Source organism: Citrobacter sp. Cu096, from assembly GCF_030332285.1.
GTDB lineage: Bacteria > Pseudomonadota > Gammaproteobacteria > Enterobacterales > Enterobacteriaceae > Citrobacter > Citrobacter meridianamericanus.
In genome coordinates, this window is sequence record NZ_JAOWID010000030.1 from 1,300,772 (window position 1) to 1,321,151 (window position 20,380).

21 protein-coding genes and 1 pseudogene are annotated in these 20,380 nt (G+C 51.2%); 11 read left to right on the top strand and 11 right to left on the bottom strand.

What is annotated here, in order from left to right:
* The first annotated feature begins 50 nt into the window (after positions 1–50).
* From asr to OGX99_RS20580, 3 genes are all read left to right on the top strand, one after another.
* Positions 51–371 carry an acid resistance repetitive basic protein Asr gene (gene asr, locus OGX99_RS20575; protein ID WP_080625159.1) on the top strand — a complete coding sequence of 107 codons (321 nt, stop codon included), beginning with the start codon at positions 51–53 and terminating at the stop codon, positions 369–371.
* An 86-nt stretch (positions 372–457) separates the two neighbouring features.
* The gene (gene ydgU, locus OGX99_RS23925) at positions 458–541 is read left to right on the top strand and encodes a small membrane protein YdgU (protein WP_458778573.1); all 84 of its coding nucleotides are present in this window, start codon (positions 458–460) and stop codon (positions 539–541) included.
* A 100-nt stretch (positions 542–641) separates the two neighbouring features.
* Positions 642–1,463: a trypsin-like serine peptidase gene (locus tag OGX99_RS20580; protein ID WP_286544949.1), complete on the top strand. Its 822-nt coding sequence runs from the start codon at positions 642–644 to the stop codon at positions 1,461–1,463.
* A 34-nt stretch (positions 1,464–1,497) separates the two neighbouring features.
* Here the strand turns inward: OGX99_RS20580 and mdtI are convergent, their stop codons facing one another.
* The 3 genes from mdtI to OGX99_RS23930 all read right to left on the bottom strand — a co-directional run bounded on the left by mdtI (position 1,498) and on the right by OGX99_RS23930 (position 2,458).
* A complete protein-coding gene (mdtI, locus tag OGX99_RS20585; protein ID WP_151219138.1) occupies positions 1,498–1,827 on the bottom strand; it encodes a multidrug/spermidine efflux SMR transporter subunit MdtI in 330 nt (109 codons plus the stop codon).
* Positions 1,814–2,179 (bottom strand): multidrug/spermidine efflux SMR transporter subunit MdtJ, encoded by a 366-nt coding sequence (gene mdtJ, locus OGX99_RS20590; protein WP_161799268.1) that lies wholly within the window; start codon positions 2,177–2,179, stop codon positions 1,814–1,816. The genes mdtI and mdtJ overlap by 14 nt, the downstream gene beginning before the upstream one ends.
* A gap of 108 nt (positions 2,180–2,287) precedes the next feature.
* A complete protein-coding gene (locus OGX99_RS23930) occupies positions 2,288–2,458 on the bottom strand; it encodes a protein YdgV (RefSeq protein ID WP_151219137.1) in 171 nt (56 codons plus the stop codon).
* Positions 2,459–2,594: 136 nt separating this feature from the next.
* Between OGX99_RS23930 and OGX99_RS20595 the strand changes: the two genes are divergently transcribed.
* Entirely contained in the window at positions 2,595–3,629 is a 1,035-nt protein-coding gene (locus OGX99_RS20595; protein ID WP_151219136.1) for an AI-2E family transporter, read from the top strand.
* A gap of 45 nt (positions 3,630–3,674) precedes the next feature.
* Here the strand turns inward: OGX99_RS20595 and pntB are convergent, their stop codons facing one another.
* On the bottom strand, positions 3,675–5,063 hold the full coding sequence (gene pntB, locus OGX99_RS20600) for a Re/Si-specific NAD(P)(+) transhydrogenase subunit beta (RefSeq protein WP_151219135.1): 1,389 nt from the start codon (positions 5,061–5,063) through the stop codon (positions 3,675–3,677).
* A gap of 10 nt (positions 5,064–5,073) precedes the next feature.
* Positions 5,074–6,603 (bottom strand): Re/Si-specific NAD(P)(+) transhydrogenase subunit alpha, encoded by a 1,530-nt coding sequence (gene pntA / locus OGX99_RS20605; protein WP_151225426.1) that lies wholly within the window; start codon positions 6,601–6,603, stop codon positions 5,074–5,076.
* A gap of 525 nt (positions 6,604–7,128) precedes the next feature.
* Here pntA and ydgH point away from each other — a divergent pair.
* From ydgH to folM, 3 genes are all read left to right on the top strand, one after another.
* The gene (gene ydgH / locus OGX99_RS20610) at positions 7,129–8,073 is read left to right on the top strand and encodes a DUF1471 family protein YdgH (RefSeq protein WP_151219133.1); all 945 of its coding nucleotides are present in this window, start codon (positions 7,129–7,131) and stop codon (positions 8,071–8,073) included.
* Between the two features lie 186 nt (positions 8,074–8,259).
* Complete coding sequence (locus OGX99_RS20615) at positions 8,260–9,642, top strand: amino acid permease (protein WP_151225425.1); 1,383 nt, start codon at positions 8,260–8,262, stop codon at positions 9,640–9,642.
* 36 nt (positions 9,643–9,678) lie between these two features.
* Positions 9,679–10,401: a dihydromonapterin reductase gene (gene folM / locus OGX99_RS20620; RefSeq protein WP_151225424.1), complete on the top strand. Its 723-nt coding sequence runs from the start codon at positions 9,679–9,681 to the stop codon at positions 10,399–10,401.
* On the opposite strand, the gene OGX99_RS20625 is transcribed toward folM, so the two are convergent.
* Positions 10,398–10,733, bottom strand: a complete 336-nt coding sequence (locus OGX99_RS20625) for a GlpM family protein (RefSeq protein WP_043016398.1) — start codon at positions 10,731–10,733, stop codon at positions 10,398–10,400. The two genes, folM and OGX99_RS20625, sit on opposite strands and share 4 nt — an antisense overlap.
* Before the next feature lie 126 nt (positions 10,734–10,859).
* Between OGX99_RS20625 and rstA the strand changes: the two genes are divergently transcribed.
* Positions 10,860–11,594 carry a two-component system response regulator RstA gene (gene rstA / locus OGX99_RS20630; protein ID WP_151219130.1) on the top strand — a complete coding sequence of 245 codons (735 nt, stop codon included), beginning with the start codon at positions 10,860–10,862 and terminating at the stop codon, positions 11,592–11,594.
* A 177-nt stretch (positions 11,595–11,771) separates the two neighbouring features.
* On the opposite strand, the pseudogene OGX99_RS20635 reads toward rstA, so the two are convergent.
* The 3 genes and pseudogenes from OGX99_RS20635 to OGX99_RS20650 all read right to left on the bottom strand — a co-directional run.
* Positions 11,772–11,963 (bottom strand): annotated as a pseudogene (locus OGX99_RS20635) (HoxN/HupN/NixA family nickel/cobalt transporter); the annotation flags it as partial.
* A 332-nt stretch (positions 11,964–12,295) separates the two neighbouring features.
* Positions 12,296–12,820: a hypothetical protein gene (locus OGX99_RS20645; RefSeq protein WP_252838358.1), complete on the bottom strand. Its 525-nt coding sequence runs from the start codon at positions 12,818–12,820 to the stop codon at positions 12,296–12,298.
* A 41-nt stretch (positions 12,821–12,861) separates the two neighbouring features.
* The gene (locus OGX99_RS20650; RefSeq protein ID WP_187259495.1) at positions 12,862–13,206 is read right to left on the bottom strand and encodes a DUF1294 domain-containing protein; all 345 of its coding nucleotides are present in this window, start codon (positions 13,204–13,206) and stop codon (positions 12,862–12,864) included.
* A gap of 206 nt (positions 13,207–13,412) precedes the next feature.
* Here OGX99_RS20650 and rstB point away from each other — a divergent pair, with 206 nt between their 5' ends.
* On the top strand, positions 13,413–14,714 hold the full coding sequence (gene rstB / locus OGX99_RS20655) for a two-component system sensor histidine kinase RstB (RefSeq protein ID WP_151225422.1): 1,302 nt from the start codon (positions 13,413–13,415) through the stop codon (positions 14,712–14,714).
* Between the two features lie 74 nt (positions 14,715–14,788).
* Positions 14,789–15,718 carry a DNA replication terminus site-binding protein gene (gene tus / locus OGX99_RS20660; protein WP_187252487.1) on the top strand — a complete coding sequence of 310 codons (930 nt, stop codon included), beginning with the start codon at positions 14,789–14,791 and terminating at the stop codon, positions 15,716–15,718.
* Here the strand turns inward: tus and fumC are convergent.
* Together fumC and fumB are read right to left on the bottom strand one after the other, a co-directional pair.
* Complete coding sequence (gene fumC / locus OGX99_RS20665; RefSeq protein WP_252838357.1) at positions 15,715–17,118, bottom strand: class II fumarate hydratase; 1,404 nt, start codon at positions 17,116–17,118, stop codon at positions 15,715–15,717. The two genes, tus and fumC, sit on opposite strands and share 4 nt — an antisense overlap.
* 141 nt (positions 17,119–17,259) lie before the next feature.
* Complete coding sequence (gene fumB / locus OGX99_RS20670) at positions 17,260–18,906, bottom strand: class I fumarate hydratase (RefSeq protein WP_286544954.1); 1,647 nt, start codon at positions 18,904–18,906, stop codon at positions 17,260–17,262.
* 262 nt (positions 18,907–19,168) lie between these two features.
* Between fumB and manA the strand changes: the two genes are divergently transcribed.
* A complete protein-coding gene (gene manA, locus OGX99_RS20675) occupies positions 19,169–20,344 on the top strand; it encodes a mannose-6-phosphate isomerase (RefSeq protein ID WP_151225421.1) in 1,176 nt (391 codons plus the stop codon).
* Positions 20,345–20,380: the final 36 nt, after the last annotated feature.

Below are 20,380 nucleotides of genomic sequence, written 5' to 3' on the forward strand. Positions count from 1 at the left end.
CAACGGCCCCGCAGTGGGGTTGAATGAAAAACCAAATCGAGGGTATGAGAATGAAAAAAGTATTAGCTCTGGTTGTTGCCGCTGCTATGGGTCTGTCTTCTGCTGCATTTGCTGCTGAAACAACTGCTACAACCGCTCCGGCTGCTGCAGCAACCACTAAAGCTGCGCCGGCAAAAACTACGCATCATAAAAAACAGCACAAAGCAGCGCCGCAGAAAGCACAGGCTGCCAAGAAACACGCTAAAAAATCCACCACAAAACCGGCTGTAGAACAGAAAGCACCAGAGCAGAAAGCTCAGGCCGCTAAAAAACACACCAAAAAAGCAGTAAAACACGACACTGCTAAACCAGCAGCTCAACCTGCAGCATAACGCATTTGTAGTCACTATGGCGTCCCCCACGCCATAGCATACGGCGCTAGATCGACCTGATGTAGCGCCGCCTTTCGGAGGGTAAAATGGTGTCACATTACCGCTTTGAGTTCATTCTTATTACCCTGATAATTTGCGCCATCATCGCCATGCGTTTTTATCTTTCCTGAATGTAGTTATCTGATTTTACTCCCACTTTCTCGTCGTCCCGTCTATAGTATTAACTGAGGGTTTGCTGTTAAAAATCATAATTCCCCACCAGAGCGTGATATGCCTAAAACCATTGCTGTACTACTGGGTTCACTTTGTTTACTTCCTGTCGTTGCACATGCGGACAAGCCTGCAACGGACAGCGCTGAAGCAGAAAATATAAAAACGCTGTTTTTTGGTCATGACGATCGCATAAAGGTGACTGACCCTACACAATCGCCGTGGGACGCTATCGGGCAACTGGAAACCGCCAGCGGTAACCTGTGTACCGCCACGCTCATTTCGCCACATCTGGCCCTGACGGCCGGACACTGTTTACTCACCCCCCCGAAAGGTAAGCCGGACAAAGCCGTCGCATTGCGCTTCGTGTCTAAAAAGGGTCTCTGGCGCTATGAAATCCACGACATTGAAGGCCGGGTTGCGCCCTCACTTGCCAAACGTTTAAAAGCCGATGGTGATGGCTGGATAGTGCCGCCTGCCGCAGCCCCGTGGGATTTTGGTCTGGTGGTGCTGCGTAATCCGCCGTCTGGCATCACACCGCTGCCACTGTTTGATGGCGACAAAGACGCGTTAACCGCGGCGCTAAAAACTGCAGATCGTAAAGTCACCCAGTCGGGCTATCCAGAAGATCATCTGGACGACCTGTACACGCATCAGGATTGTGTCGTGACCGGCTGGGCACAGAATACCGTCTTGTCACACCAGTGCGACACGCTCCCGGGTGACAGCGGTTCGCCATTGATGCTGCAGACAGAGTCTGGCTGGCAGTTGATTGGTGTGCAAAGCTCCGCTCCGGCTGCCAAAGATCGCTGGCGGGCAGATAATCGCGCCATATCCGTGACCGGTTTTCGCGATAAGCTGGAAGAGTTGGCGAAGGATTAACATGTGCTGCCCGCATTACCGGGCAGCACGGATATCAGGCAAGTTTTATCATTATCATTCCGGCCAGCAGCAGTACCACACCGATCCAGCCCTTATTATTCAGGCGCTGACCAAACAGCACCCAACCAGCCGCTAACGTTGCGGCAATACCGAATCCGCCCCACAAGGCATAAGCCACAGAAAGATCGATACCTTTTACCGCTTGCGACAGCGCGCTAAAGGCCGCTAATACAGCAGCCAACGACAGCACGCCATAAATCTTGCGGCGAAAACCATCGGAAAATTTCAAAAAGACGTTAGCGACGATTTCTAACACGATGGCCATACCCAGCCAGGCACCGTGAACCCATTCAAACTGTTGCATGAGTCACCTCTTTGCCCGGTTTAACAGGCTTTCGGGTGCCGGATTTGATCAGCACAATGCCGACCACCAGCGAAGCCAGTCCTGCCACCTTCAGTGTGGACAAGGTTTCGTCAAATAACAGCACGCTAAATAGCGTAATAAATAAAATACCGATCCCTTCCCACAGGGCATAGGCCACACCAAGGGCAATTTTTTTAACGGCAAAACTGAGAAAAATATACGATAAGGCGATCATTACCAGCATTAAAATAAAGCCCGAATTACCATGACCGACGCTTGCCCATTTCATTGAAAGCGTACCGGTAATTTCAGCCGCGATGGCCAGACCTAATAATATCCAGTAAAACATGATGCTTCTCCTGCGTGAGAATATAGTCCTTTGGGCCTACTGCATGCAGTAAACCAAAAAAATAAAGTGAGTTAGCTCAGCGCGCAGCGCCAGCTCAGGCAGAAGAAGGGACTATAGCGCGTTGCGCCAGTGTTGCTCACCTGCAAGCAGGAAAGAGGAAGAAGTACGAAGAAGTGTAGGTAAACGCAAAAACATCCTGAACATATTGTCCATAATATTACAATTATCCGCAGTGTTGCTTCTCATCATCGCGGATGATAATTGTCCTCGGTAGTTAAACACAGATGATTTGTATCATAGCTTCAATACGAACTCAAAACCTTTTCACTTCTTTACTCAGTGCGTTTGATTTTTATTATAACGACTCGACGCAAGTCACATTATTATTAAGGTTCAAAATAAAAACGAAGGAATACACATGACAAAACCGATCATCACGCTTAACGGTCTTAAAATAGTCATTATGCTGGGCATGTTGGTGATCATCCTGAGCGGCATCCGCTTTGCCGCAGATATCATCGTTCCCTTTATTTTGGCGTTATTTATTGCCGTTGTGCTTAACCCCGTGGTGCAGTGGTTGGTCAAACTTCGCATCCCGCGTGTAGTCGCGGTGTCATTGCTCATCGTAATTATTGTGATGCTAATGGTGCTGCTATTAGCGTATTTAGGTACATCCTTAAATGAACTTGCGCGTACGCTGCCACAGTATCGATCTTCACTGGTAGTCCCGCTAAAAAATCTTGAGCCGTGGCTACAACGCGCAGGAATCGGCGTTTCCGTGGATGAACTTGTTAAATATATCGATCCAAACGCGGCAATGACGCTGGTGACCAATTTGCTGGCACAGCTTTCGAATGCCATGTCATCGATATTTTTACTGCTGCTGACGGTGGTTTTTATGCTGCTGGAAGTACCGCAATTGCCCAATAAGCTAAAACAAATGATGAGCCGCCCTATTGAGGGAATGGCAGCGATTCAACGCGCCATCGACAGCGTATCCCACTATCTGGTGCTAAAAACGGCGATCAGCATTGTCACCGGGCTGGTGGCCTGGAGCATGCTCGCCGCGCTGGACGTACGCTTCGCCTTTGTCTGGGGATTGCTGGCGTTTGCCCTCAACTATATTCCTAATATCGGTTCGGTGCTGGCAGCCATTCCCCCTATTGCTCAGGTTCTGGTATTTAGCGGCCTTTATGACGCTCTCGTTGTTTTGGCTGGCTACCTGGTCATTAACCTGGTGTTTGGGAATATCCTTGAGCCGCGGATCATGGGGCGTGGACTTGGACTGTCTACACTGGTGGTATTTTTGTCGTTAATCTTCTGGGGTTGGCTGCTCGGCCCTGTCGGGATGCTGCTTTCTGTTCCGCTAACCATCATTGTGAAAATCGCGCTTGAGCAAACCAATGGCGGTCAAAGCATTGCCGTGTTACTGAGCGATCTCAATAAAGAGTAAAATAAAAACGGCCTCCGCAGAGGCCGTTTCAGTTTTCGCTGACGATTACAGCGCTTTCAGGATCGCATCCACGCTGGCTTTGGCATCGCCAAACAGCATTTGGGTGTTTTCTTTGAAGAACAGCGGATTCTGCACACCAGCATAGCCCGTGTTCATCGACCGTTTGAACACAATGACGTTCTGCGCTTTCCACACTTCCAGCACCGGCATACCGGCGATAGGGCTGTTCGGGTCATCCTGCGCCGCCGGGTTCACCGTATCGTTGGCACCAATCACCAGCACGGTATCGGTATCGGCGAAATCATCGTTGATCTCATCCATTTCCAGCACAATGTCATAAGGTACTTTGGCTTCCGCCAGCAGTACGTTCATATGACCTGGCAAACGCCCTGCTACCGGGTGAATACCGAAACGCACTTTAATGCCGCGCGCGCGCAGCTTCTCGGTGATTTCCGCTACCGGATACTGCGCCTGAGCAACTGCCATACCGTAGCCCGGGGTGATAATCACAGAGTGCGAGTTCTTCAGCATTTCTGCCGTATCTTCTGCATTAATCTCACGGTGCTCGCCCACTTCTTCATCAGAACCAGTAGAAGAACCATCGGAACCAAAGCCGCCCGCAATAACGCTGAAGAATGAACGGTTCATCGCCTTGCACATGATGTAAGACAGGATCGCACCTGAAGAACCGACCAGCGCACCGGTGACGATCAGCAGATCGTTGCTCAGCATAAAGCCCGCCGCCGCCGCCGCCCATCCTGAGTAAGAGTTGAGCATTGAAACGACTACCGGCATATCCGCACCGCCGATGGAGGCCACCAGATGCCAGCCAAAGGCCAGGGCAATAATGGTCATCACCAACAGCGCCAGAACCTGTAAGCCCACGCTTTCTGTACGAACAAACACCACCAGCAACAGGAAAGAAACTACCAGCGCTGCCAGGTTCATTTTATGACGATTCGGCAGCATTAGCGGTTTAGAAGAGATCTTGCCGCGTAGCTTGCCAAACGCCACCACGGAACCGGTAAAGGTCACCGCACCGATGAAGATACCCAGGAAGACTTCCGTCAGGTGAATGTTCACCAGAATCGGTTCCAGGCCCGTGTCGTGATACAGATAGCTGTTGAAACCCACCAGTACCGCAGCCAGACCGACGAAACTGTGTAGAATCGCCACCAGCTCCGGCATCTCGGTCATCTCGACTTTCTTCGCCAGACGAATACCAATCGCGCCGCCGATGATCATCGCCACCAGAATCCACGCAACGTTGCCGGTATCCGGGCCAAAAATCGTGGCAATCAGCGCAATCGCCATCCCGGCGATACCGTAGTTGTTACCCTGCTGTGAGGTTTCGTGTTTCGAAAGCCCCGCCAGACTGAAAATAAACAGGATCGCGGCAACAATGTATGCAGCTGTAACTAATCCTCCAGACATATGTTACCCCTTAGTTTTTCCGGAACATTTTCAGCATGCGCTGAGTCACGGTGAAGCCACCGAAAATATTAATGCTGGCAATAAGCACCGCGATAAAGCTCAGGAAACTCACCCAGCCACCCTGGCCAATTTGCAATAACGCCCCGACAACGATGATGCCGGAGATGGCGTTGGTCACGGACATCAGCGGAGTGTGCAGCGCGTGCGACACATTCCAGACCACGTAGTAACCCACCACGCAGGAAAGCGCGAACACCGTAAAGTGACCCAGGAACTCTTTCGGAGCAACGTCGGCGAGCCAGCCAAACAGAATGATCACCAACGCCATCAGCGCATATTTGCGCCACGGTGAGGTAGGTTTTTTCTCTTCTTTTGGCGCGGGCGCGGCTTTTGCCGCAGCCTGCGGCTGAGCAGAAACCTGAATTGGCGGCGCAGGCCAGGTGATTTCACCCTCACGAACGACCGTGACACCGCGCACTACCACGTCGTCAAAATCGACGGTGATATTGCCGTCCTTCTCTTTGCACAAAAGTTTGAGCAGGTTGACGAGGTTCGTGCCATACAGCTGGGAAGATTGCGTTGGCAAACGTCCCGGCAGGTCGGTATAGCCGATAACCTTCACTCCGTTCTCGGTGGTGGTCACCTGGTTAGGCACGGTATATTCGCAGTTACCGCCGTTTTGCGCGGCGAGATCGACAATCACGCTACCCGCTTTCATCGAATCGACCATCTCGCGGGTGATCAGTTTCGGGGCAGGTTTGCCCGGGATCAGCGCGGTGGTGACAATAATATCGACGTCTTTCGCCTGCGCGGCGAAGAGTTCCATTTCGGCTTTGATGAACGCTTCGGACATTACCTTAGCGTAACCGTCGCCGCTGCCCGCCTCTTCTTTAAAGTCCAGTTCGAGGAACTCGGCGCCCATACTCTGAACTTGTTCTTTCACTTCCGGGCGGGTGTCAAATGCACGCACGATAGCGCCCAGACTGTTTGCAGCACCGATCGCCGCCAGACCAGCCACACCCGCACCAATCACCATAACCTTGGCAGGTGGAACCTTACCTGCGGCGGTGATTTGCCCGGTGAAGAAGCGACCAAATTCATGTGCAGCTTCAACAATGGCGCGATACCCGGCGATATTTGCCATCGAGCTTAAGGCATCCAGCGACTGCGCACGCGAAATACGCGGCACGGAGTCCATCGCCATAACCGTCACGTTGCGCTCTGCAAGCTTTTGCAGCAGCTCAGGGTTTTGCGCGGGCCAAAGAAAACTCACCAGCGTCGTGCCCGGGTTGAGTAACGGAATTTCCGCCGCCTCCGGCGCATTGACTTTCAAGATAATCTCTGACTGCCAGACCGCATTTCCGTCAACAATTTCTGCGCCTGCTTGTACAAACGCCTTATCGTCAAAACTTGCAAGTTGACCTGCGCCGCTTTCAACCGCGACGCTGAAACCCAATTTAAGCAGCTGTTCAACCGTCTTCGGCGTGGCAGCAACACGGGTTTCATTGGTTAACCGTTCTCTTGGTATGCCAATTCGCATAATGTTCCCTTCCATCTGTATTTATGATGATGGTTTATCAATGTTCGCACGAGGCATGCGCGCACTCTCGAAAGAGGTCAGTGTTACCTCAATAAAATAAAACAGTAACAAACTCTGTATAACCTACTGAAAATGACGCCTGTGATCTAGCGCCAAAAAACAGTATTTATTATGAAATTTGCAAAATAGAGATGATTCGAACCTCAGACAGATAAAATGCCCTAAAAATAGCCCACAAAGACCGATAATTCGCTCAAACGAAGCGGCAAAACATGATTACGCACCTGTCAAAAACAATTAATTAACATTAAATTAACTTATTAAATTCAACTGCTTTATCAGTTTTTGTCACCAAACGCCGAAATTTTCGACATATCACAAAATATTATCGATGTTGTTACGTCAGGTGGCACGATGAGTGAAAAATGACGCAGACACTGACACAATTTAAATGCAATAATCAGCGACGTTTCTAGTCAATAACAATACCAGTACCTGGTTTGCGCAAGGCGAAGGATTATTTTTATGAAGCTTAAGAACACTTTCCTGGCGTCCGCACTTATTTCTGCGACTGCTTTTTCTGTAAATGCAGCGACAGAATTGACGCCGGAGCAAGCTGCTGCCCTTAAACCCTATGACCGCATTGTGGTTACCGGTCGTTTTAATGCGATCGGTGATGCGGTGACTGCCGTATCACGCCGTGCAGATAAAGACGGTGCAGCCTCCTTTTATGTTGTTGATACCTCAGATTTTGGCAGCGGCGGTAACTGGCGCGTTGTCGCTGACGTTTACAAAGCCGACGCTGAAAAAGCGGAAGCATCCAAAAACCGTATCATTAACGGTGTAATGGAATTACCCAAAGATCAGGCCGTTTTGATAGAACCTTATGATACCGTTACGGTGCAGGGTTTCTACCGCAGCCAACCTGAAGTGAACGATGCCATCACCAAAGCGGCGAAAGAGAAAGGTGCTTACTCCTTCTATATCGTGCGCCAGGTCGATGCCAACCAGGGCGGCAACCAACGTATTACTGCATTTATCTACAAAGCTGATGCGAAAAAACGCGTTGTGCAAAGCCCTGATGCGATCCCAGCTGACTCTGATGCCGGTCGCGCCGCATTAGCAGCAGGCGGGGAAGCCGCGAAGAAAGTTGAGATCCCGGGCGTTGCGACTACCGCGTCTCCGAGCGCTGAAGTGGGTCGCTTCTTCGAAACGCAATCCACCAAAGGTGGGCGTTACACTGTCACGCTGCCGGATGGAACGAAAGTTGAAGAACTGAACAAAGCGACTGCCGCCATGATGGTTCCGTTCGACAGCATCAAGTTCACCGGTAACTATGGCAACATGACCGAAATCTCGTACCAGGTGGCCAAACGCGCTGCGAAGAAAGGCGCGAAATACTATCACATCACTCGCCAGTGGTCTGAACGTGGTAACAACATTACGATCAGCGCTGACCTGTACAAGTAATCGTCATTAGTAACATTAAAAGGCGGCTTTATGCCGCCTTTAGCATTTTTAGTCACAAATCTGCCTATCCCCATTGCATGCAATCTCTTCTCTCCGTAAAATCCCGCGCCTTAGTGGCTTTCACCATTTTTATGCGGTTTGCCAAAATAATTATTCTCTCACTCTCGTTTTTGTAACTGGATAGAAATGGAAAAGAAATTGGGTCTGAGCGCGCTGACAGCGCTGGTTTTAAGCTCAATGCTTGGCGCTGGCGTGTTTAGCCTGCCACAAAATATGGCGGCAGTAGCCAGTCCGGCCGCATTACTGATTGGTTGGGCAATTACCGGCGCGGGTATCCTGTTGCTCGCCTTTGCCATGCTGATCCTCACGCGTATCCGTCCTGAACTGGACGGTGGCATCTTTAGCTATGCGCGGGAAGGTTTCGGCGAACTGATTGGCTTCTGCTCCGCGTGGGGATACTGGCTGTGTGCCGTTATCGCTAACGTTTCTTATCTGGTCATCGTTTTCTCTGCACTCAGCTTCTTTACCGATACGCCAGAGTTACGTCTGTTTGGCGACGGTAATACCTGGCAGGCGATCGTTGGCGCATCGGTGCTACTGTGGGTCGTACACTTTCTTGTGCTCCGCGGTGTGCAAACCGCAGCCAGTATTAACCTGGTCGCCACGCTGGCGAAGTTACTGCCGCTGGGTCTGTTTATCGTGCTGGCTTTCATGCTGTTTAAGCTAGACACCTTTACCCTTGATTTTACCGGCGTTGCATTGGGCGTTCCCGTCTGGGAGCAGGTTAAAAACACCATGCTCATTACCCTGTGGGTATTCATCGGTGTGGAAGGTGCGGTAGTGGTTTCTGCCAGAGCCAAAAACAAACGCGATGTCGGGCGTGCTACGCTGCTGGCGGTACTCGCCGCGCTGGGCGTATACCTGCTGGTCACTTTGCTGTCTCTGGGCGTTGTCGCGCGTCCCGAACTGGCGGAAATACGTAACCCATCAATGGCCGGTCTGATGGTTAAAATGATGGGTCCATGGGGCGAAATAATTATTGCTGCAGGTCTGATTGTCTCAGTGTGCGGCGCCTATTTAAGCTGGACGATTATGGCGGCGGAAGTACCGTTCCTCGCCGCCACACACAAAGCCTTCCCGCGCATCTTTGCCCGCCAGAATGCACAAGGCGCACCTTCCGCATCGCTGTGGCTGACCAACATTTCCGTCCAGATCTGTCTGGTACTGATCTGGCTTACAGGTTCGGACTACAATACGTTACTGACCATCGCCTCTGAAATGATTCTGGTGCCCTATTTCCTGGTCGGTGCCTTCCTGGTGAAAATCGCCTCCCGTCCGCTTCATCGGGCTGTCGGTGTCGGCGCCAGTATTTATGGTATATGGTTATTGTATGCATCAGGTCCGATGCACCTGCTGCTGTCCGTGGTGTTGTATGCGCCGGGACTGCTGGTTTTCCTGTATGCCCGAAAAACACACGAGCATGAAAAAGTATTAAACCGCCAGGAGATTGCGCTGATCGGCCTACTGCTTGTAGCTTCTGTTCCGGCGACCTGGATGCTGATGGGGTAACGTTATCCCCATCGTTCGCGACACATGGAGATTACGATGGGTCAAAAACCCCCATTGCCAATTCTTATCACCGGTGGAGGCCGTCGCATCGGCCTCGCCGTTGCATGGCATTTTCTGAATCAAAAACAGCCGGTTATCGTCAGCTACCGTACGCATTACCCCGCTATTGATGGCCTGCGGGGTGCGGGCGCGCTGTGTATCCAGGCTGATTTCTCCAGCGATGAAGGCGTGCTGGCCTTTGCTGATGACGTAAAGGCACATACCAATGGCCTGCGCGCCATTGTGCATAATGCCAGTGCCTGGCTTGCAGAAAAACCCGGCACTCCGCTGAGCGACGTGCTGTCAACTATGATGCAAATTCACGTCAATACGCCCTACCTGCTTAACCATGCGCTTGAAGGATTGCTGCGCGGTCATGGACACGCAGCCAGCGATATTATCCATTTTACGGATTATGTGGTGGAGCGCGGCAGCGATAAGCACATTGCCTATGCTGCCAGCAAAGCGGCGCTGGATAATATGACCCGCTCGTTCGCGCGTAAACTGGCGCCGGAAGTGAAAGTGAACGCCATTGCCCCTTCGCTAATCCTGTTTAACGAGGGTGACGATGCAGAGTATCGCCAGCAGGCATTAAATAAATCCCTGATGAAAACAGCGCCAGGTGAAAAAGAGGTCATTGATTTAATTGACTATCTGCTAACCAGCTGTTTTGTCACCGGACGTAGTTTTGCCCTTGATGGTGGACGTCATCTGCGTTAATGCAGTTTAATCCAACAGAAAATCAGCAACCACGCGCTCAGGCCCCAGCACACCACTGAACTGCCGAGCGCGACAGGCAAACGCATAAATCCAGTGAAATACCACAGCGAAACGAGGTAGACAAAATAAGGAATAATCGACCACATGCTGAATACAATGGTTGTACGCAGCGCCTCGATCCCACGTTCACTGGCCACGATGTAGTGGGCAATCAACGCAAAGGTTGGGAACAACGGAATTAATCCGGCAATATAGTAATTCTTTGTTTTCGCCAGCAAACCAATCAACACCACCACCAGCGCACCTAGCGCCGCTTTTATAACGAGTCCCATCACTCTGCCTTAACACATCAATAACATCAGCCTCTAGCATAACGGAAGCATTCTTGTTTAGAAAAGATTAATGGAAGGAAAAACGAGGGCGGTGTATGTTGACGTTTTATATTCAAAATTAATGATATGAATACCATCGTATTTGTTGAAGATGATCCCGAAGTGGGTTCGCTGATCGCGGCCTATCTGGCTCGGCATGATATTGAGGTTATCGTGGAACCTCGTGGCGATTTAGCCGAGGAGAAAATCCTGCAAGTTCAACCCGACCTGGTGTTATTAGATATCATGCTGCCGGGCAAAGATGGGATGACTATCTGCCGCGATTTGCGTGGACGCTGGCAGGGTCCAATTGTCCTGCTTACCTCGCTGGACAGCGACATGAACCATATTCTGGCGCTGGAAATGGGGGCCTGCGATTATATTCTGAAAACAACGCCACCAGCGGTGCTGCTGGCCCGCCTGCGCCTGCATCTGCGCCAGAATGAACACTCTGCGCAGTCTAAAGGCATTCAGGCGGCAACAATCACACCACATGCAACGCTGCGCTTTGGCACACTCGCCATCGACCCAACCAATCGTTCCGTGCTGCTTGGCGGCGAGCAGGTATCTCTTTCCACCGCCGATTTCGAATTACTGTGGGAACTGGCAACTCATGCCGGGCAAATTATGGACCGCGATGCGTTGCTGAAGAATCTGCGCGGTGTAAGTTATGACGGCATGGATCGCAGTGTCGATGTCGCAATTTCCCGGTTACGCAAAAAACTGCTCGATAACGCGACGGAACCCTACCGAATCAAAACGATACGCAACAAAGGTTATCTGTTCGCGCCGCATGCCTGGGATGTCGGGCCTCAGAAGTAATCCACCGAGCCGGTCATATTGATCGGCAAACCCACCCTTTTCGTTACACTGTCACACAAACTCGGATGCATAACAGGCATACAAACGCCCTCCAGCTCCATTCTACATTTTTGAATGGCCGCTCACCTTCTCGCTCCCTATATTCCGTTCCCACTATTTTAAAACCGTCTTTTTGTCTCAACTAAACGTCAGTCCGTCGTATTTTTTCCAACGGTAGTTTAGTGCAGAAATAATCCAGCAACCGATAAAGACGCCAATAATGGCAAACCCGACATTCCCCATATGGTCACTCAAATCACTGACGGCATCCCACAATCCTCCCTGCAGTGAAAACGCCTGCGAAAGAAGTCCCAGCGCCTCCACACCGCCGTTCACTGATTGATTATTAAAACGTTTACCGTGCTAATGATAACTTTTAAGAATTACCAACCCAGTGTCGTAGAACAAAGTTGATGGCCACCTGAAGCAAGTTCCGCAGTCGCTAACTCCGCTACGCACAGGGGGACTGTCGCTCTGCACCCGTCTTGCATAAACCAGGCGGACGATAGTCCACACCAGGCAATAATCCACATCAGCAAACGTTGCCGTTATATCTGTTCGCCATCAGGAACGAGCCCCCATCGGCTGAGCCAGCCATTGACTACTGATTTATCCAATGCGGCCCTTTATTTGATTGAGCCTTGAGGCGAAAAAGCATACTGTTACTCTACTTTATAGGGAAATACATGAACAACGTTGCCTGCCAGTAGATACAATCCAAGGCTCTCGGTTCTTTGCTTAACTTCTTCAAAAGGAAGTTGCGGATCGGGCTCGCGTCCCCCCCAGACCAGCAGCCCACTTTTGGCATAATGCTCCATGAACTCCAGAGTTTTGCCATTATCAAGCGCGATAACCACCCTGTTTTGTTTTACCGGTTGCAAAGAACCGTCATCATCAGCAATAAACATTCCTGTAACACCGGAATCAGCTTCTTTAATCGGCAGTGGTGAAACAATCATGCCATTGGCCGCTACCGGTTTAAAATCCAGTTGCGAGGTCTTCACTTCTTCTGACGTCTGATACGGAATTCTGCCCCCCCAAATATGAAGCCCTTCAGGAATTCCCTCTGGTAAAGGTTGTGGGCTACCAGCCAGTTCAAGCGATTTGCCATCAGCAAACTCAACAACAATACTGCGACCGTTTTGTAAGGTTAAATCGCCATTCTGGTCAATAATATAGATCTTCATATCATCCTGTCTCCGCTGTTTATAATGCTTGTGATTGATGCTCAGGAAAATGAAAGTGGAAAGAGCCAATAAACAGCTGCCATCGCTGAAACACTCAATAAGATACTGATAATGAAATAAGTTTTGAATGGCTGTTTCTGTGTTTTATGATGAAAGAGTTGTTGGCCCACAATCGCGCCAGGCCACCCGCCCACCACGCCAAACACCAGCAAAGTGGATTCAGGCACTCTGCGCCAGGCCCTGCGAGCCGCCATTTTATCTGCGCCGTAAATGACCAGCGTCAAAACATTAGCAAGCAGACACCACATGACAAAGGGATGTGAGGTGAACATACTGCCTGACGCGGCCAAAATCAGTAGCAAGTAACAGAAACGATTGAGAGTCATTTTATTAGTCGTGGAATAGCTCAGAATGCATCAAAGCCGCATTATACGTCATACATGCCAAAGCGCCGAGCGGAGCATGGCAATGCAGAAATAGTCGATACAGTGTAATCTGCTCCACTGAGTGTGCTTAATGGCATTCGGAGAGTTATCCGCACCCGCACATTTTCGATGAGATTTGCTAACCTTTTGAGCGTCTGGTGATTTTGATGAAGAAGCTGTTTGTGCAGTTTTATCTCCTGCTGTTTGTCTGCTTTCTGGTGATGACCCTACTGGTCGGTCTGGTATACAAATTCACCGCAGAACGCGCAGGCCGGCAGTCGCTCGACGATTTGATGAAAAGCTCGCTATACCTGATGCGTAGTGAGTTACGCGAAATCCCGCCACGTGACTGGGGTAAGACGCTAAAAGAGATGGATTTGAACCTCTCTTTTGACCTGCGTGTTGAGCCGCTAAATAAATACACACTGGACGCGCCAACCATGCTGCGTTTGCGCGAAGGCGATATCGTCGCGCTTGACGATCAGTACACCTTTATTCAACGGATCCCTCGCAGTCACTATGTACTGGCCGTTGGCCCGGTCCCGTATCTCTATTTTCTCCATCAAATGCGCTTGCTGGACATCGCGCTGATGGCATTTATTGCTATTTCTCTGGCCTTCCCGGTGCTTATCTGGATGCGTCCGCACTGGCAGGAAATGCTCCGACTGGAAGCCGCTGCACAGCGTTTTGGCGAAGGGCATCTGGGTGAGCGCCTCCATTTTGACAGTGGTTCCAGCTTTGAGCGATTGGGCGTGGCGTTTAATCAGATGGCAGATAATATCAATGCCTTAATCGCCAGTAAAAAACAGCTTATCGATGGCATTGCCCATGAGCTTCGCACCCCACTGGTACGCTTACGCTACCGGCTGGAAATGAGCGATAACCTCACCGAGCAGGAATCGCTGGCCCTGAATCGTGATATTGGTCAACTGGAAGCGTTAATCGAGGAGTTACTGACCTATGCCCGGCTGGACCGCCCACAAAACGAATTAAAGCTCACGGTACCGGACCTGCCCGTTTGGCTGACAACCCATCTGGAGGATGTGCAAAGCGTAAACCCTGATCGAGCGGTGCGCTTACGCCATCTAAAGAGCGGCGACTATGGTGCGCTGGATATGCGCCTGATGGAGCGTGTTCTGGATAATCTCCTGAATAACGCCCTGCGCTATTGCCAGTCTACGGTACAAGCAAGCCTGCTATTAAACGGAAATCAGGCGACGCTGGTTGTGGAAGACGACGGACCCGGTATTGCACCTGATGCCCGCGCACAGATTTTTGAACCGTTTGTACGCCTTGATCCCAGCCGCGACCGGGCGACCGGTGGTTGCGGGCTTGGTTTAGCTATCGTTCATTCAATCGCACTGGCAATGGGCGGCACGGTCGTCTGCGATGAAAGTGAGCTCGGCGGCGCCCGCTTTTGCTTCAGTTGGCCCGTCTGGCATGACATTCCTGAAATTTCACCTGCCTGACCCGTTCTGCTCGGTAGTCAGGTGGCAGATGTTATGCTATAAAAAAGTATGTTGTAACTAAAATGGTAACCCCAATGACCCGTTACGATCTCGTCGACCGCCTGAACGGCACCTTCCGCCAGATGGAACAAGAGCTGGCACTTCTGAATGAAAATCTGTTGCAGCAGACGCTGCTGATTGCACGCGTATTCTCGTTACCGGAAGTGGTTAAAGAAGCAGAACACGCCCCGCTACCGAGCATTGATGTTAAACAGCATTTAGGTAAAGAAGCAGAAACACTGGCGCTGCGCCACTATCGTCATTTGTTTATCCAGCAACAATCCGAGAATCGTAGCAGTAAAGCAGCTGTCCGCCTGCCTGGCGTGCTGTGTTATCAGGTGGATAATGCGACTCAACGTGATCTGGAAGCGCAAATACAGCGTATTAATCAGCTCAAAACCACCTTTGAGCGCATTGTCACAGTGGAATCCGGGCTCGCACCGGCAGCCCGTTTTGAATGGGTGCATCGCCACCTGCCCGGGCTGATTACGCTGAATGCCTACCGTACACTTACCCTTGTCAGAGAACCGGCGACTCTGCGATTTGGTTGGGCCAACAAACACATTATTAAAAATCTGAAGCGCGATGAAGTGTTGCAGCAACTGGAAAAAAGCCTGACGTCGCCGCGTAGCGTACATCCCTGGACGCGTGAAGAGTGGCAGGCAAAACTTGAACGTGAATATCAGGATATTGCCGCTCTGGGGCAGCATGCGCGCCTGAAGATTAAACGACCGGTAAAAGTGCAGCCGATCGCCCGCGTCTGGTACAAAGGAGCACAAAAGCAGGTACAATACGCCTGTCCGACGCCATTGATCGCGCTGATCAACAATGAAAACGGTATGACCGTACCGGATATCGGCGAGTTACTGAATTACGATGCCGACAATGTCCAGCATCGTTTTAAACCTCAGGCGCAGCCGTTGAGATTGATTATTCCCCGGCTGCACCTGTACGTTGCTGATTAACTGCCAGGCCGCATGCTACCCACCATCAACTCCGGGCGTACCCAGTTGTCAAACTCCGCTTCGGTCAAATACCCCAGTGCCAGGGCGGAGGCTTTTAAGGTCAGCCCTTCTTTATGCGCTTTTTTGGCAATTTCAGCCGCTTTATCGTAACCGATATGGGTATTGAGCGCGGTCACCAACATTAGCGACTCGTTAAGCAGCTGATCGATTCTTTCACGGTTGGGCTCAATCCCCGTTGCGCAGTGCTCGTTAAAGCTTTCCATACCGTCTGCCAACAGCCGTACCGACTGCAGGAAGTTGTGGATGACCATTGGTCGGTAAACGTTGAGCTCAAAATTACCCGACGCCCCCCCCATGTTGATCGCGACATCGTTGCCCATCACCTGACAGCAAAGCATGGTTAGCGCTTCACACTGGGTAGGATTGACCTTGCCCGGCATGATCGAGCTGCCCGGTTCATTTTCCGGAATCGAAATCTCACCAATGCCACAACGCGGACCGGATGCCAGCCAGCGCACATCGTTGGCAATTTTCATCAGCGTCGCCGCCAGCCCTTTTAGCGCGCCGTGGGCATGAACTAGCGCGTCACAGGTGGCGAGCGCTTCAAACTTATTCGGTGCGGTAGTGAACGGCGCACAGGTGATGACTCGCAGTTCATCCGCGACCCGCCGGGCATACTCCGGATGGGTGTTGAGTCCGGTCCCTACCGCTGTTCCACCAAGCGCCAGTTCCGCCACATGCGGCAAGCTGTTTTCAATGTGCTTCAGGCTATGTTCGAGCATTGCCACCCAGCCGGAAATCTCCTGGCCCAGCGTCAACGGTGTGGCATCCTGCAGATGCGTACGACCAATTTTGACAATATTCGCAAACGCGTGGGATTTATCGCTTAACGTTTTGGTTAACACCTGCAATTGCGGGATCAGCGATTTGCGCAGAGCCAGCAGCGCGGCAACGTGCATTGCAGTCGGGAAAACATCGTTTGAACTTTGGCTTTTATTGACATCGTCATTGGGGTGTACTTTACGCTCCATCCCCCGCACGCCGCCCAGCAATTCGCTGGCCCGATTTGCCAGCACCTCGTTCATGTTCATATTGCTTTGCGTACCAGACCCGGTCTGCCAGATGGCCAGCGGAAACTCATCAACGTGCTTATCCGCCAACACCTCATCTGCCGCCTGCATAATTGCGCGGGCTTTATCCTCCGCCAGCAGTCCGAGATCCTGGTTAACCTTTGCTGCGGCGCGTTTCGTCAGCGCAAGCGCGTGGATCAGCGAGACCGGCATTTTCTCCGTAGAGATACGAAAATGCTCCAGCGATCGTTGGGTTTGCGCGCCCCAAAGCTTATCAGCCGGGACATCAATCGCCCCCATTGAATCATTTTCGCGGCGTACCGTTACCATTACCTGCTCCTCACATTAACAATTGATTAGGTTATGTTTCGACATTGCCCACTTGCGTTGGTCTTATGAGTATTAACGAGGATAAAACTGTCGTTTGGTGGTTCGTGCGGTAAAAAAAACCGCCCCGTAGGGCGGCTGACGTTACTTAACGCAGCGTGCGCACTGCGACGTCTGAATCTGCTGGAAGAAATCATTGCCTTTGTCATCCACCAGGATAAACGCCGGGAAATCTTCCACTTCAATTTTCCAGATGGCTTCCATCCCCAATTCAGGGTATTCCACACACTCCAGACTCTTGATACTGCCCTGCGCCAGTACAGCCGCAGGACCGCCAATACTGCCTAAGTAGAAACCGCCGTGCTTATGACAGGCATCGGTAACCTGCTGGCTGCGGTTGCCTTTCGCCAGCATGATCATGCTCCCACCAGCGGCCTGAAGCTGGTCAACATACGAGTCCATACGCCCGGCTGTGGTCGGACCAAGCGAACCAGAGGCGTAGCCCTCTGGCGTTTTTGCCGGACCGGCGTAATAGATCGGGTGATCTTTAACATACTGCGGCAAACTTTCACCGTTATCCAGACGTTCTTTCAGTTTCGCATGAGCAATGTCTCGGCCAACGATGATTGTACCATTGAGCGACAGTCGCGTAGAAACCGGATACTGCGACAGCTGAGCCAGGATCTCTTTCATCGGACGATTGAGATCAACGCGCACCGCTTCCCCCTCTCCAGCCTGACGCAACTCTTCTGGAATGTACTTGCCTGGATTATGTTCCAGTTTTTCGATCCAGATACCTTCGCGGTTGATTTTAGCTTTGATATTACGGTCAGCAGAGCAAGAGACTCCCATACCGACCGGACATGAAGCGCCGTGACGCGGCAGGCGGATTACGCGGATATCATGAGCAAAGTACTTCCCGCCAAACTGGGCGCCCAGCCCCAAATTTTGCGCCTCAATCAGTAACTCTTTTTCCAGCCCCACATCGCGGAATGCCTGGCCATGTTCGTTACCTTCGGTCGGCAGATCATCGTAGTATTTAGCAGACGCCAGTTTCACCGTTTTCAGCGTGGCTTCCGCTGATGTTCCACCGATTACAAACGCAATATGGTACGGCGGGCAGGCCGCTGTTCCCAGCGTTCGCATCTTCTCAACCAGGTAACTTTTTAATTTTCCTGGCGTGAGCAGTGCTTTGGTTTCCTGGTACAGATAGGTCTTATTCGCCGAACCACCGCCTTTAGCAATGCACAGGAATTTGTATTCATCGCCGTCGACAGTATACAAATCTATTTGTGCTGGCAGGTTGGTACCGGTGTTCACCTCTTTATACATATCCAGCGCGGCGTTTTGTGAATAGCGCAGGTTATCTTCGATGTAGGTGTCATACACACCGCGCGCCAGCGCCGCTTCATCACCGCCGCCGGTCCAGACGTGCTGGCCTTTTTTACCCACAATAATCGCGGTGCCAGTGTCCTGGCAGGTCGGCAAAATACCTTTTGCCGCAATGTCAGAGTTACGCAGGAATTGCAGTGCCACATATTTGTCGTTTTCGCTGGCCTCAGGGTCACGCAGAATATCGGCTACCTGCTGTTGATGCGCAGGACGCAGCATAAACGATGCGTCATGGAACGCCTGCCGAGCCAGCAAAGTTAATGCTTGCGGCGCAACTTTGACAACCTCCTGCCCTTCAAATTCGGCAACGGAGACATGGTCGCTGGTCAGCAGATAGTATTCGGTATCATCCTTTTTGAGGGGAAAAGGATGTTGATAATGAAAGGGTTTGTTTGACATTGTGCTCTCACTTACTGCTCGGTCTGGTTATTCTCTGGGCAGATGTTCCATTGCCCTGCTTCCCTGCCGCAGGTCGGGTTGCAGAAGGAAGGGCTTTCCGCAACCGGAATTACTCAGGGTATTAAAAGCGAGTCACCATATCCTACACAATTTTTTAACAAAAACTGAGACAAGGACGACTTTTTACATGTGCAGGTTACTTCCCCACGGGTTTCTTGCTTTAATAGCCGTAGAAAATTCCACATTGAAACAGGGCTTGAGCATGCAAAAACTCATCAACTCAGTGCAGAACTATGCCTGGGGAAGTAAAACTGCGTTAACGGAACTTTATGGGATTGCCAATCCCACTCAGCAGCCGATGGCTGAGCTGTGGATGGGCGCGCATCCGAAAAGCAGTTCGCAGGTTATGGGCGCTAACGGCCAGACGATCGCGTTGCGCGACGTCATCGAGAATGACAAATCCGCACTGTTAGGCGATGCCGTTGCGAAACGCTTTGGTGAACTGCCTTTCCTGTTTAAAGTACTCTGCGCCGCGCAACCTCTTTCGATTCAGGTCCATCCTAACAAACACAACTCTGAAATCGGTTTTGCTAAAGAAAACGCGGCGGGGATCCCGATGGATGCCGCCGAGCGTAACTACAAAGACCCTAACCACAAGCCGGAACTGGTTTTTGCTTTAACCCCTTTCCTGGCGATGAATGCATTTCGCGAGTTCTCAGACATTGTTGCATTGTTACAACCGGTTTCCGCAGCGCATCCGGCTATTGCACATTTCCTGCAGGAACCGAATGCCGAACGTCTGAGCTATCTTTTCGCCAGTTTGCTGAATATGCAGGATGAGGAGAAATCCCATGCGCTGGCGATCCTGAAATCCGCGCTGAACAGCCAACAGGGTGAACCCTGGCAAACCATTCGCCAGATCGCTGACTTCTACCCGAACGACAGCGGGCTCTTCTCCCCACTGTTGCTGAATGTGGTGAAACTTAATCCTGGCGAAGCGATGTTCTTATTTGCTGAAACTCCACACGCCTACCTGCAAGGTGTGGCGCTTGAGGTAATGGCCAACTCAGACAACGTGCTGCGCGCCGGACTGACGCCAAAATATATTGATATTCCCGAGCTGGTCGCCAACGTTAAGTTCGTCGCCAAGCCTGCGAACCAATTGCTGACGACACCGATAAAAACTAATAGCGAGCTGGACTTCCCCATTCCGGTAGACGATTTCGCATTTTCTCTGCATGAACTGACCGCCGATGGCGCAGATATCAACCAGCAAAGTGCGGCCATTTTGTTCTGCATTGAGGGTGAAGCCGTGCTGAGCAAAGGCGAGCAGCGTCTGGTGTTGCAGCCGGGTGAATCGGCCTTTATTAGTGCGAATGAATCACCGATAAACGTCAGCGGCACGGGTCGTTTAGCTCGGGTTTATAACAAGCTGTAGCAAGATACTGATATTTTTAACATCTCTTGCTAAGCT